Here is a 12,754-nt window from a genome sequence, read left to right as displayed (position 1 = left end):
CACCTCTACGCAGCTTTGAGCAATCGCTCCGAGCAACTTGCAATTTCCGTTAACCGAACACCAAAGTTTTCATCAATGACAACAACCTCGCCCCTTGCAATCAACTTGCCGTTAACCATGATATCGACCGGCTCTCCCGCTAACTTGTCAAGTTCGATTATCGAACCCGGGCCAAGTTGAAGAACATCACGCACTGGGATGTTAGTTCGCCCAAGTTCCACACTCAAATCCAAACTGACATCAAGGATAAGGTCTATTGAACTCTGACCGCCTACACCCGCAGTCGGCGAAATTTGGCCAAAACGTACCGGCCGTACCGAGCTGCCCGAAGAATTTTCCTCCTCAGCATTTCCTTCTACTACGGATAGCTCAACCTTCGGTGATTCAATTGAGTTATTAGCATGAATTGCCTCTTCCGTAGGTGGCTGTTCAACTACTTCGCTTTTTTGGGCTCTTTCTTCTTGTTGGCTCATATTCTTTACCTCTTTTGTTTGTTGTGATTATGATTCTGAAACAGCGCATTTCTCCATGCATTGCTCAATCTTATCAATAACCTGAACTGATACACGCTTACCTACGAGACCAGGCCTCGCAAGGAACCTTACCTCATCGCCGATTCGAACTAAGAGCGGATCATTTACCTTGCTGTCAAGCCTTACTACATCTCCGACTTCCATATCTAATACATCCTGAACACTGACTTGTGCCCGACCCAATTGGACAGATGCAGGTATGGGAATATCATTAAGCAAAACAGCCAGGGTTTGCGTAGGAGTTGACTTATCTGAAGCTTCACTCTTTAACCACCTCTGTGGGTCTAATAACTTAAGCACAGGGTCAAGAGAGCTAACTGGCAAGACAATTTTAATTTGATGTTCACCCAAAGCGGAATTCAATGCCATACCCACAACCAACACTAATTCCTGTGGCTCAATTTCAATATCTTCCACCGATGAGAAAGATTCTGAAATGACGGCTTCCACGCTAGTTACAGGCTTCCAAGCATCAATAAGACCTGGCATCAGACTGCTAATAAAACGTCCAGTAATTCGCCGTTCAATTTCAGTGAGCCCCCTGACTTGACGTAGCATTTCACCCTTGCCACCTGCTAGTCGGTCGATCAACTTCAATGCAAACTCTGGAGAGATGTCGACAATTGCATATCCGCGGAGCGGCGGCATTACAATAGTGAAGAAAACAGTGTTTTCTGATACAGACTCTGCATATTTACTGAACGGCATCTGCTCAAAGGACAATAGGCTTGCTTGGGTCTCGGTTCTAAGCTTTGTCGAAATAGTTGCTGTCCATGGGCGCTCTAAACCTGAAAACACGAGCCTAAGAGCTCGAAGGTTCGACTTTGAAAGCTTATCAGGGTGCACAAAGTCATATGGTCGCACCTCCGGCGTTCCAACAGCACCTTCGCTTGACTTGCTCATAGTCCCTGAGCAGATATCCGCTTCTTTTTTCACAAACTGTTTCTTCATAATTCTTTCCTGCTAAATGGCAGGCCAACTAACCCAATCGTTAGCTATTGCATCGCAAAAGAAGTAAAGTAAACATTTACTACTTCAATATCTTTTAATCTGGAATTGAGGGCATTCTTGAGTTCTGATTTGAGGCGTTTCTTGCCTGATTCTGTCAGTAACTCTGAAAAATGTTTTCGAGACAATACGGATATGATGGCATCCCTAGCCTTTGCCTCCTCAGCATTGCCACCCTCCTCGCCTTTGTTGGACTTTCCTTCAACCTCAAGCACCAAGTCGACTTTAAGGTAGCGTGGCTCGTCGGTGTCTGCAAGATTCACTATAAATTCAGGCAATTTCCATTCGGAAAGCTCTACTGGTTTTGTTTGAGCTGCCTTACCTCTTGGTTTTTTGATTATTTTAGTGAACGTGAACGCCCCTGCTCCTAGAACCAATGCCAGCACCACCGCGATTATTATTGCTATCTGCAACCTTCCCGACTTCTCGTTTACGATGCTCATTGGATTCCTCCCTTGGCTGTTCCCATTCGGAATTTAGCACTACTATATCCACACGCCTGTTTAGTGCGCGGTTTGCCTCGCAATTATTGGGTGCAATAGGCTTAGTATCGGCATAACCAGCCGCCGAAAGCCTGTCTGCCGGGAAACCAAGCACTTCGATTAAGTATCGAACGACAGTCGTAGCACGTGCCGTTGAAAGCTCCCAATTTGATGGATATTTTGCTGATGAGACAGGCAAGTTACAGGCATGCCCTTCGACACGAATTGAGTTTGGTATGTCTTTAAGGACATCAGCGACAACCCCAATTATTTCCTTTGCCTTGGGTGACAACTCTGCACTTCCCTTAGCAAACATAATCTCATCGGTAGCCAAGCTAACAATTAACCCTCTCTCATCTGCGCGCAATCTAACTGACTTGCCTAAGTCTTCTTCTTGCACAAACCGCTGGATTTTCTTTACTACCTTCCAGGGCACGCCCACACTTTCTCCTATTATTGGGCTCGGCTTCACACTAAATTGTCCGCTTGTTCCAAGAATAGATTTGCCTTGTCCTTCCGCAAACCCACCAAAACCACTTCTAATTGAGATAGCCACCTGGCGAAACTTATTCAAATTCAAAATTGACATCGAATAGAGCATAATAAAGAAAGCCATTAACAACGTAATCATATCTGCATAGGTAAGCAACCAACGGAGAGTGCCGCCTCCGTCATGGCCGCCTCCGCCACCTTCTCCTCCAGATGATTTACGACGACGTTCCATCTTACTCCTGACTTGCTGCATGTGTGGTCACGTTCTGCCTGAGCTTAGGTGGGAGGTAAGCCATCATCTTTGCTTCTACCATTCTTGGATTGTCACCCGCTTGAATTGACAAAATGCCTTCAATCATCATCTCATAAGTAGTAACCTCTTCGGCCGTCCGCACCTTAAGCTTCGAACCAATGGGAAGAAAGATTAAATTTGCAAACGAAACACCATATAAAGTTGCAATGAATGCAGCGGCAATTGCGGGTCCCATTCTTCCTGGCTCGTCCAAACTGGCAAGCATGTGAATAAGACCCATGACCGTACCAATAATGCCAAGGGTAGGTGAAAATCCACCCATAGTGGAGAAAATGCTCTCACCAACCTTGTGTCTCTCCTCAAGTGAAGCTATTTCGGTCTCTAGAATTTCCCGAACCATCTCAGATGGTGTGCCATCAACCACAAGCTGGATGCCCATTTGCAAAAACTTGTTATCAAGGTTCATGGCTTCTTGCTCGAGAACAAGTATGCCTTCACGACGTGCCAAACGGGCAAATTCCACCATGGTATTGATAATCTCCCGCATGTCAGTTTCTTTGCTAAAAAATGCGTTGCGAATAACACCTGGCAAACTTAGAATATGCTTCATTGAAAACGAGATTGTAGTTGCACCTGCTGTACCCAAGGCAACTAAAACAAACGCAGAAGGGTTGATAAGGTCTGTAACCTTACCACCCTCCATTATCAATGCAGTTAGTATTGCTCCCCATGCGAGAATTAAACCAACTACGGTAGCAATATCCATTATTCATCTGCCCTTTATTTAGTCCTCATCAACGCACGAAGATTCGGCAACCTTTAATCCCTTAATGGTAATGCCAATCTGCCTTCGAAAATTTATAATTTTTTCAACAACCTCAGACACGGATTCTTTAACAATCATTTTCTTTCCGTTCGAAAGCGAGATTACCGTATCCGGCGTTGCTTCTATGAACTCTATAAGATCAGAATTCAAAATTATTTCCGTGCCGTTTATTAGCTTCACAGCAATCATTTGCAACACCTTACTTTCATCAAGGCTAATCGCAGGGGTGGAATTTTGAATTCCACCCCCTACCGATTATGCCCGGCGAAAGGCAAATACCACAGCGCTATCGCTTAAGCTGCACCAATTCCTGAAGTATCTCGTCTGCGGTTGTAATTATTCTTGAGTTTGCCTGAAAACCTCTCTGCGCAACTATCATATTGGCAAACTCGGTTGGCAAATCCACATTAGATGACTCCAGGAAACCAGCAGTGATATTCCCTAAGCTACCGACCGATGCTTGGCCAATCTGTGGTAGTCCAGAATTGCTGGTCTCAACCAACAGGTTGCCGCCAACGCGGCTCAGACCCGATGGGTTACTGAACTGGGCAAGGGCAATCTGTCCGAGAGGACTACACATACCATTTGTGAAAAACCCCGATATGACGCCGTCCTTGCCAATTGTAAAACTATCCAAACCGCCTAGTGGTAGGCCGTTCTGCGACGTCGGGCAAATGGTAGTCTCTCCTGCCAATTGAGTAATGCCCCTAAAATCAAGCGTAGCTGAAATTGGGCTACTCGCTCCATTTGGAAATGCCAATGTTAGCGAGATATTACCCGTCGCTGTTGTGCAGTTACCAGATGAATCAAAAACTATAGTTCCGCTTCCGACAGACGAACTTGGTTCGGCATCAGGACTTCCAGCTTCCCATGTCCATTCACCATCATTTGTGGTTTTTGTGAAAAGTACCGTAAGCGTATGAGGCGCACCCAGCGAGTCATATATCTCAACGCTTATGGTATAGCCCTGTCCAGCCTCAGAACCTGCATCTAAGTTTCCTCCATAAGTTATGGAGGTTGTCTGTCGTGAAATCACTAGCTGACCTACAGGAAGGCGTATCGCTGATTCAAACGTTACAGGGGAGGTTGTGTTTATTTCCCCTGTATTTGGATCAGCCGCCCAGCCTAGAACCTTCATACCCGAACCAGATGACACCAGATAGCCTTCAGAGTCAAGCTGGAAAGACCCATCTCTGGTATAGTATTTGCTTTGGCCATCAGTAAGAATGAAGAAACCGCTACCCTCAATTGCCACATCGGTAGCCTTCCCGGTAGCAATGAGAGAACCTTGGGAATAGAGAGTATCAATACTGCCTATACTCGTTCCCAACCCTATCTGGACAGGGTCTGTTCCACCCAATCCGCCAGATTTTGGTGCGGTTGCCCCTCTTATAGTTTGGCTAAGCATCTCTCTAAAGTTCACTCTGCAAGCTTTAAAGCCAACCGTATTGATATTTGCGACATTGTTACTAATTACGTCCATTTGTGTCTTGTGAGCTCGTAAGCCCGAGACACCATTGTACATCGCTTGAATCATGCTCTAATTGACCTCCTGAAGAAACTCGATAAATGAGCTTGACTTTGTGTACCGCTCGCCTATCAAGCGACACGGGGTCTCCTCAGCAGAGGTCCGACCCCGAACATATTTTGTGAACGTAAGTTTTCCTGGTCCGAACCTCACCTCCTTAAGCGATTACCACGCTATCTATATTCGTGAAGATTCCCTCTTTGTTGCGAGCTTCATCAATTGCTGTAATGACGACGCGATTTTTGACACTCACAATAAGAGCCAGATTATCAAGCATTATTAGCGACTGATTTGCGCCTTTTTCACTGGCGCGCTGAACAGCCCCATCAATGCGCCGAATATCCGACTCCGACAAAGCAACGTTTGAGGAGTTGAGCCTTTTTTGGGCATGCGAGGAAATCTTCAACCCTTCCAGACGCTCGCTTTCTTTAGCCAATGCCGAAGCAAAACCACCATGATTTGCTTTACCATGTCGAATCGGCACAGGTCTCCCTAGACTTGAGCGTTCTATTTGTACTCCTGGAGTGATTTTACTCATCACCTCTCACCGCCACACTCACATTTACCTCGCCAGCTCCCGTCTCTAGCGGTATATTCAAAGCAGGCGATTCAGACATGAACTCCACATTCAGCCCATGGAAAATGGTAGGGCTGCTGAGTCCACAGGGATAGCCGTATTTCGCTAGCGTCCTGCCAGCAACCTCAACAAACATCATTCCAAGCTGGGTTAAGCCTGCGCACATCACCCTGCCAACGCCCTGACACTGCTTTCCAGTTATGCGGCTTACAAGCTGCCGAGCAGTCAAACCTGTCATGCTATGAACCACAATGCCGCAAAGAGCTCCTTCAACTCTTGTGGCTATGTTGATGCTAGCAACACCAAAAGGGTTTCCAAGCAGGCACAAATCACCAGGCTTGACTAATGCGCCCGAAACATGCTCCAACACGGAGCATGATGCCTCTACAAATGGGTTAACATACTCGACTTTCAAACAATCTCCTCCCGGATCTCCTGCCGACAGGTATTACGACGCGTCGCCGCCACATTAACAGCAATTTCCGTGCCAGCAGCCGCTTGCTCTTTAACAGGCAAAAAGAAGAGTCGCACTTTACGCTTACTTCACCCATATATGAAGGATGTCTTCCTAAGCGATAGGATGAACATCTTACTACCGTTGGAAATCAGCGCCGAAATTCTATATTTGAGTGGCAACAAAGGTTGGGAATAATTCACATGGGATGGGGAGAAAAAGGACACCCGAGTACATGAGCGTACTCGGGTGTCGGTCCAGCATATTATAGCCCTACTGTACTAGGCTTATTGCGCCGAGAGGCAGTTCGCGATCATTGACTTTGAGAAGTATTGTGCTACCGTCAAAACGAATGCTCTTCACGACGCCATTTACCTTCTCTCCGCCTCTAGGATCGATTCCTTCTACAACATGACCTATGAGGCCGATAGCTTGGAAAGCCGTTTGATTTTGAAGAAAAGCCTCCAAGCTTTTGTTCATATTTTGCATTTGCTCTAGGCTTGAAAACTGAGCTAATTGCGCAATGAACTCTTTGTCTTCCATCGGCCTAAGCGGATCCTGATATCTCAATTGGGTGATAAGCAGCTTCAAGAAGGCATCGCGGTCGAGCGGCTTTTCCACAGCCGCTTTCATATTTGCGTTACTCGCCCCGTTAATCTCAGCTACAGGGGTTATCATTCGCAATTCCTCCTACGCCAGATAGTCGAATCTACCAACGGAAACTGCACGCATTCCATTTTGAACAGTCTCAACGTCGGCTTCCCTAGAAATTGCCGCATGCTTTCCGGTGGTTTGAGCACTATAATTTCGAGCATTTCCATGCTCGCCAAGCTGCCAATTCCAACCAGGAGTCATATCATCGCCAATCGTGACTGATATTGCATCCACATGAATGCCCGCATTGGTTAATGACTCTCTTAACATCGAGAGGTCCGCCTCAAGCGCCTGTCTGACTGCTTCTGTGCCAACTCTTATATTGGCAGTTACCATGCCCTTTTCTGCCACTACGTTCAGATGCACAATTCCTAGGTTAGGCGGATCCAACCGCAACGTAATGTCAGCTGTAGAATCGGAGACATGCATCCTTGCAGCCCTGACAATCTGGTGAATGATATGCGCTCTCAGCAATGGCTCAGGCGGTACATGGCCGTTCAACCTTTCAAAAGGTCTCACCAGCTGGTCGCCTTGGATATTAACTCCAGCTGGCACCTCTCTCGCCACCTGACCTACCACACCATCCTTTTGTCTGTCGGTCACTTCCTTGCTAAAGATGGCAGACTTATCCTTAGGGTTAGAATCCTGCAACGCATCCACTATCATTGATTCCGCTACGATGCGGCTTTCCTGCTTACTAGGGCTAACCAAAGCCTGTTCATCTAGGATTTGGGCATCAACTAGCGTACCTTTAAACGCTCGTCCCACTACCTTATCTTCCTTGCTCCTTGCTGTACTGCTACCTGGAGTGGCAACCTCAGCGGTGTTTTGTACATTGGAGAAAGCAGCCGCTAATGCCGACTCATGTACCTCATGCACAGCAAATTGACTGGCCAGGCTTGTCTTTTCTATGCTATCTGAGTGCACATTCATAAACGCAGCCAGCTCTCTAGTCTGCCCTGTTTGAAGAAAAACCGGGACACTCTCCAGCATTGCAGAACCATCGAGTTGCAATGGACGAGGCGCATTGCAGGTCAAAGTTAGTTTAGGTCCCAGCATTTCTAGCAGGGTATCCCGAATCGGATAGGAATTTTGCCCTGAATCCGATTTGGGAAACGACAGCTGTGGAGTTGCCTCTCCATCTCTAACTTGAATGCCGTCTGGTAGGTTAAGTAACCTACGGACATCCGCAATGCCAGACCAAGACGTGGGCTGAATAGCCGCCAATTCGCCAGGCACTCTATCCATCGCGATTTCGGTACCGCTAGAAAGCCGTGCCGCATCTGGCGCTTGTGGCGTTGGAATACGTAGCGAGGCAGTCTTTGAAAGCAAAGCAGACACTGGCTTTTCTGATGTTAAGCTAGGCTCAATCCCCAACATTTTCGGTAGCATGCAACCCTGCTTTGCACCAAAAACCAGCGTTTTATTCTTTTCGCTTTCTAATGGAACTGCTTCGCCAACCGCTTCTCTGAAGGACCCCAGCAGGAACTCGATTTGAAGGCTTGCATCCATCGTTTTGGATGGTTGGCCGGCGATCTCATCTCCACCATTGCCAACGTCGGACACCTGCTGTCCAGCCCTTTCCTCATCTGTCTCCACCGCAGCGTCTGAGCCGCCCATCAAGTGTGCCACAATTAACTCAAATGGCGGTGCAGACTGAACGGCATCTTTCGGGGTGCTATTCGGCTGTCCCCGAGGCATCGGGACTCCACTTGGCAAAGCCACTTCGTTAATTGTACTCGCTATTTCCTCTATGACACTTTACCTCCCTTCGTTTATTGTTTTTCCTCAAGCAGGGGGTCATTAAGGCAAAACAACCCCTGCCAAAAAACTAACTAGCGATAAAAATCAATCCTTCGCAACACAGCCTCAACGTAGTTTCGAGTTTCCGTGTAAGGTGGGATTCCCCCATACCTTAAAACTGCGCCAGGACCAGCGTTATATGCCGCCAATGCTTTTTCCAATGTTCCAAAACGATCAAGCTGCTGCCTTAAATACCTAGTCCCGCCTTCTATATTCTGCGCTGGATCGCTAGGGTCAACGCCTAGAGCACGAGCAGTACCAGGCATTAGCTGCATCAAACCTACCGCCCCGACTCTCGAAACTGCTACCTGGGAGAACCCCGATTCCACGCTGATAATTGCTTTGATTATTGAGGAATCAATGCCATATTTTTCAGCAGCTCGATTAATTAGCGGCTCTAAATCCTCCGGGCAAACTGGTACATTGGAAACCTTGGCGCGCTTGAGTAAACATTCAAACGCACAATGCGACGATTGGGAAAATCTTTCCATCGGGTCCACAAATCTTTTGCGAATTTCTGCTATTCGGGCTTTTACTGCTTCAACATTTTCAAGATTCATTTTTCCACCCCATGGGCCTTTTCGTTGCTCGTCTTCGCACGTACTTGTTTCCAGCAACTTCATCCAGGAATTTCTGTTCCTCCCTGAGCAACTCTTGTTTATGCTCGGCTGCTTTATACTCACGCAACTTCTCTAATATTTTTCGATCCTGAGATGCCTTAATAACCTCCGCTGTTTTCACTTCCTTCTCAACAGCAAGTCTGTGTACCGTAATCTGCTGAGCATCAACTTGCTTTGACAAGTCCTGAAGATAGTGATAAGCCCTTCGGATGTACTCAGGATCCCCATACGCAAGCTCTCTCTTCATAGCATCATGAAACATATCCCTCGCAGCGGTGATTTCGCTCAGCCGTCCAAGCTCACGGTCATATGCCGCCTTAATTGCCGCCAATTCAGCTAAAAGGATTTCTTCCACGTTCTCACGGTAGCTAAGAACCTTCTGGAGATTAAACCGAAAGCTTTTCATAACTTATCACCTGGCGTTTGAAGAATAGGTTATCATTTTTCAGCTTACGGATAACTTTTTGCTTATGCCTTTTCCTCACTCCTCGTAAGGTTTATTAATGCAGATACCGTCTCATCAAACGGAGCATCCTCATATGTGGCCTGTATAAGAAAATTATTCACATCATCTATCTTGCGTTTAGCCTCGTCAATCTTTGGATTGCTACCATCAACATACGCGCCTATGTTGATTAGATCCTCAGCCGACCGATAGGTTGCTAGTAAATCTCTTAGCTTACCAGCTGCCTCCAAATGCTCCTTTGAGGCGATGTCTGGCATCAACCTACTAACACTTGCAAGCACATCAATCGCAGGATAGTGGTTCCGATTTGCCAGATCCCTCGAAAGTACAATGTGACCGTCAAGAATGCTCCTTACAGAATCCGCAACTGGCTCGTTCATATCGTCGCCTTCCACAAGAACTGTATACAAACCTGTGATTGAACCTACGGCTGCGGTCCCAGAGCGTTCCAATAGTTTCGGTAGCAAAGCGAAAACCGACGGCGTGTATCCCCTCGTTGTAGGTGGCTCACCAACTGCTAAACCTATCTCACGCTGCGCCCAAGCAACTCTTGTAATCGAGTCCATCATAAGCATGACCTCTTTGCCTTTATCGCGAAAATACTCTGCGATTGTTGTAGCCACCAGAGCACCCTTCAAGCGGACAACAGCGTTTTGGTCCGACGTTGCAACAACAACAACCGACCTAGCAAGACCTTCCGGCCCAAGATCCTTTTCGAGGAAATCCCGCACCTCGCGGCCACGCTCGCCTACCAAAGCAATCACGTTCACATCAGCTTCTGTATTTCGTGCAATCATACCGAGAAGCGTACTTTTTCCCACGCCGCTGCCTGCGAATATTCCTATCCTTTGGCCTCTACCGCAAACCAAAGGACCATCAATCGCTCTTATTCCAAATGCCAATCGGTCTAGAATCCGCCGGCGTTCGAGAGCGGGCGGCGGCATTCTATTAACAAGAAGCTCGTTCTCCACCGTAATCGGCCCGCCACCGTCAATTGGCCTCCCAAGTCCGTCAAGTACTCTTCCAAGCAGGTCCTCGCCGACCTTAACCTTTAGGGAGGTTCCCCTTGCAATGACATCGCTTCCGAGAGCAATCCCATCCATGTCACCAAGAGGCATCAAGAGAACAGAATCCTCCTTGAAACCTACAACCTCAGCAAGAACTGGAGGTGCGTTCCTGCTGGCATAGATCTCGCACACCTCACCTAGTCGGGCAGCAGGGCCACGAGATTCGATAACAACGCCAACAACCTGGCTAACCTTGCCATTTAGTTTCATGGTGTTAAGCTTGCTCACAACCCGACTGTATCGGCGAAGGTCGGGGCGTCTAATGGTGCTAGCCATTATGTGCTGCCTCCATAAGTGCTCGCTCTACCTCGGCAAGCTGTGTGGCAATCCGCGCATCTAGTTCTCCGTTAGCCGACTCTATAACGCATCCGCCCTGATCAACTCGACGGTCTTCGATAATTTCCAATTCATGCACCCCATCAAACGAGCAAATGAGCTCATCTTTATGACTGCGAACTAACTCGTAATCGTTGGGATTAACTCTTATCTTGATTTCTCGGCGGTCCCGAAGTTGGTAAAGTGCAGTCTTGACCGTTGAAAGCACGTATTTATTATTCTCTGCCAGCTCATGACGTATAATTTTCTCTGCGATTTCTACTGCAAGCTTCAGCAATTCGGGCTCAATTTCAGCCCAAAATTCAACAAGCTGTTTTTCTGCCTCCTTCTCTACCAAAGCCGCTCGCTCAGCTAAAGCCTCCTTTTCAGCATTTAACTCCCTAAGGCCAGCCTGGTAACCCTCATTGTAAGCCGCCGCACGGATTGCCTCTGCCTCGCGATTGGCATTCTCCAAAATTTGTGCTGCTTCTTCTTTGGCACTCTCCACAACCACACGAGCTTGGTCCTGAGGCGAGGAAGTACTTCCTTTCCGTCTCTTTTTTATTTCGGTATCACAAGTAACAACGTATACTGGCTCGCATTGAGCAACTACTTTAGCTTTGATTAGGCTGTTCAACTTTGTCTCCCTCAGTAAGCGATTCCTCTGCAGGCATCTCTAACTCTTCATCAAGCGTAATTTCGCCACTAGCCAGCATCCGCCTGACCACCGAGGCAATCCTCTGTTGGGCTTCGTCTATGTCCTTTTGCTTGACCTTTTCCATTAATTCAAGGTCTTCCTTCAAACTCTCTGCTGCACGCTCAGACATGTTGCGAAATATGACTTCTTTTATTTCATCCTGACAACCCTTTACAGCAAGGCGCAAGTCATCCTGGTCGATCTCCCTCAGCACCAGCTGTACAGACCTATCGCTGAGCTTTACAATATCCTCAAATAGGAACATCATCCTGCGAACTTGCTGCCACGTAGCTTCATCCCTGGCGTTCATTGCCTCGAGAACAGCTCGCTCAGTTACGCGGTCAACGTTATTCAGAATATCAACAAGGGCAGCTGGACCAGACAACAGCTCTACTTCTTCAACAGCTGTGCCTGACTCTTTGGGCCTCAATGCAGCCTCAATTTCTGCTATGACCCCAGGATCCACTTCGGCCATCGTACATATGCGAGTAGCTACCTCCACTTGATATTCTGGATCAAGCTTTGAGAGTACCCCTGCTGCAGTATTTGGCGGGAGGTTCAGGAGCAGCAAAGAAACAATTTGGGGGTGTTCGTTGCCAATTGTTTTTGCCAATTTTTCCGGCTCTATGTCCCAAATTGACTGGAGCGTATTTCCAGAAGTTGACTTACTTGAATGTGTGATAAGTTTGCTTGCTTTCTCTTGGCCTAATGCCTGCTCGAGCACTTGTGCCGCAAAATCTTTGCCGCCGGTCAAAGAGGTCTCTGCAACTGCAAGTTCGCGCTGGAATTCTTCTAGCACCATGTCACGGACCTCTTGATCGACACGCTCAGTTTGAACAATCGCTCTTGTGAGCATTTCGATTTCTTGCTCACTTAAGTGCTTTAGTATCTCCGCGGATGCAGAGGCACCCAACGACATCAATAGAATAGATGCTTTTTGAAGACCATTTAATGAATCTTGCGTAGTCACAGCACACCA

16 protein-coding genes are annotated in these 12,754 nt (G+C 47.3%); all 16 read right to left on the bottom strand.

The annotated features are described in order from the left end of the window. Positions 1 to 5: 5 nt before the first annotated feature. The 16 genes from fliN to fliG all read right to left on the bottom strand — a co-directional run bounded on the left by fliN (position 6) and on the right by fliG (position 12,745). On the bottom strand, positions 6 to 473 hold the full coding sequence (fliN, locus tag K6T99_02525; GenBank protein MCL6518685.1) for a flagellar motor switch protein FliN: 468 nt from the start codon (positions 471 to 473) through the stop codon (positions 6 to 8). Positions 474 to 500: 27 nt separating this feature from the next. Next, entirely contained in the window at positions 501 to 1,484 is a 984-nt protein-coding gene (locus K6T99_02520) for a FliM/FliN family flagellar motor switch protein (protein MCL6518684.1), read from the bottom strand. A 44-nt stretch (positions 1,485 to 1,528) separates the two neighbouring features. Continuing rightward, the gene (locus tag K6T99_02515; protein ID MCL6518683.1) at positions 1,529 to 1,918 is read right to left on the bottom strand and encodes a flagellar basal body-associated FliL family protein; all 390 of its coding nucleotides are present in this window, start codon (positions 1,916 to 1,918) and stop codon (positions 1,529 to 1,531) included. Further along, the gene (locus tag K6T99_02510; GenBank protein MCL6518682.1) at positions 1,884 to 2,747 is read right to left on the bottom strand and encodes a flagellar motor protein MotB; all 864 of its coding nucleotides are present in this window, start codon (positions 2,745 to 2,747) and stop codon (positions 1,884 to 1,886) included. Before K6T99_02510 ends, K6T99_02515 begins: the two co-directional genes overlap by 35 nt. Before the next feature lies 1 nt (position 2,748). Then, positions 2,749 to 3,534: a flagellar motor protein gene (locus tag K6T99_02505; GenBank protein ID MCL6518681.1), complete on the bottom strand. Its 786-nt coding sequence runs from the start codon at positions 3,532 to 3,534 to the stop codon at positions 2,749 to 2,751. An 18-nt stretch (positions 3,535 to 3,552) separates the two neighbouring features. After that, positions 3,553 to 3,783 (bottom strand): flagellar FlbD family protein, encoded by a 231-nt coding sequence (locus tag K6T99_02500; protein ID MCL6518680.1) that lies wholly within the window; start codon positions 3,781 to 3,783, stop codon positions 3,553 to 3,555. Positions 3,784 to 3,880: 97 nt separating this feature from the next. Beyond that, positions 3,881 to 5,131, bottom strand: a complete 1,251-nt coding sequence (locus K6T99_02495; GenBank protein ID MCL6518679.1) for a flagellar hook protein FlgE — start codon at positions 5,129 to 5,131, stop codon at positions 3,881 to 3,883. Between the two features lie 148 nt (positions 5,132 to 5,279). Then, on the bottom strand, positions 5,280 to 5,660 hold the full coding sequence (locus tag K6T99_02490) for a flagellar protein (GenBank protein MCL6518678.1): 381 nt from the start codon (positions 5,658 to 5,660) through the stop codon (positions 5,280 to 5,282). Further along, positions 5,653 to 6,114 carry a chemotaxis protein CheX gene (locus tag K6T99_02485; protein ID MCL6518677.1) on the bottom strand — a complete coding sequence of 154 codons (462 nt, stop codon included), beginning with the start codon at positions 6,112 to 6,114 and terminating at the stop codon, positions 5,653 to 5,655. Before K6T99_02485 ends, K6T99_02490 begins: the two co-directional genes overlap by 8 nt. Before the next feature lie 312 nt (positions 6,115 to 6,426). Beyond that, a complete protein-coding gene (locus tag K6T99_02480; protein MCL6518676.1) occupies positions 6,427 to 6,831 on the bottom strand; it encodes a flagellar hook capping protein in 405 nt (134 codons plus the stop codon). A 12-nt stretch (positions 6,832 to 6,843) separates the two neighbouring features. Then, positions 6,844 to 8,508, bottom strand: coding sequence for a flagellar hook-length control protein FliK (locus K6T99_02475; GenBank protein MCL6518675.1), 1,665 nt, complete (start codon positions 8,506 to 8,508; stop codon positions 6,844 to 6,846). A gap of 134 nt (positions 8,509 to 8,642) precedes the next feature. Continuing rightward, positions 8,643 to 9,170, bottom strand: a complete 528-nt coding sequence (locus K6T99_02470) for a lytic transglycosylase domain-containing protein (protein ID MCL6518674.1) — start codon at positions 9,168 to 9,170, stop codon at positions 8,643 to 8,645. Then, positions 9,160 to 9,636 carry a flagellar export protein FliJ gene (gene fliJ, locus K6T99_02465; GenBank protein ID MCL6518673.1) on the bottom strand — a complete coding sequence of 159 codons (477 nt, stop codon included), beginning with the start codon at positions 9,634 to 9,636 and terminating at the stop codon, positions 9,160 to 9,162. Before fliJ ends, K6T99_02470 begins: the two co-directional genes overlap by 11 nt. A 62-nt stretch (positions 9,637 to 9,698) precedes the next feature. After that, the gene (fliI, locus tag K6T99_02460) at positions 9,699 to 11,039 is read right to left on the bottom strand and encodes a flagellar protein export ATPase FliI (GenBank protein MCL6518672.1); all 1,341 of its coding nucleotides are present in this window, start codon (positions 11,037 to 11,039) and stop codon (positions 9,699 to 9,701) included. Then, positions 11,032 to 11,715, bottom strand: a complete 684-nt coding sequence (locus K6T99_02455) for a hypothetical protein (GenBank protein MCL6518671.1) — start codon at positions 11,713 to 11,715, stop codon at positions 11,032 to 11,034. Before K6T99_02455 ends, fliI begins: the two co-directional genes overlap by 8 nt. Continuing rightward, a complete protein-coding gene (gene fliG / locus K6T99_02450; GenBank protein ID MCL6518670.1) occupies positions 11,693 to 12,745 on the bottom strand; it encodes a flagellar motor switch protein FliG in 1,053 nt (350 codons plus the stop codon). The genes K6T99_02455 and fliG overlap by 23 nt, the downstream gene beginning before the upstream one ends. Between the last annotated feature and the right edge of the window lie 9 nt (positions 12,746 to 12,754).

The sequence above is a fragment of the Armatimonadota bacterium genome (genome assembly GCA_023511795.1).
Taxonomy (GTDB): domain Bacteria; phylum Armatimonadota; class UBA5829; order DTJY01; family DTJY01; genus JAIMAU01.
Note: the sequence above shows the minus strand (reverse complement) of the source record. Positions and strands in the feature narration are given on the sequence as shown.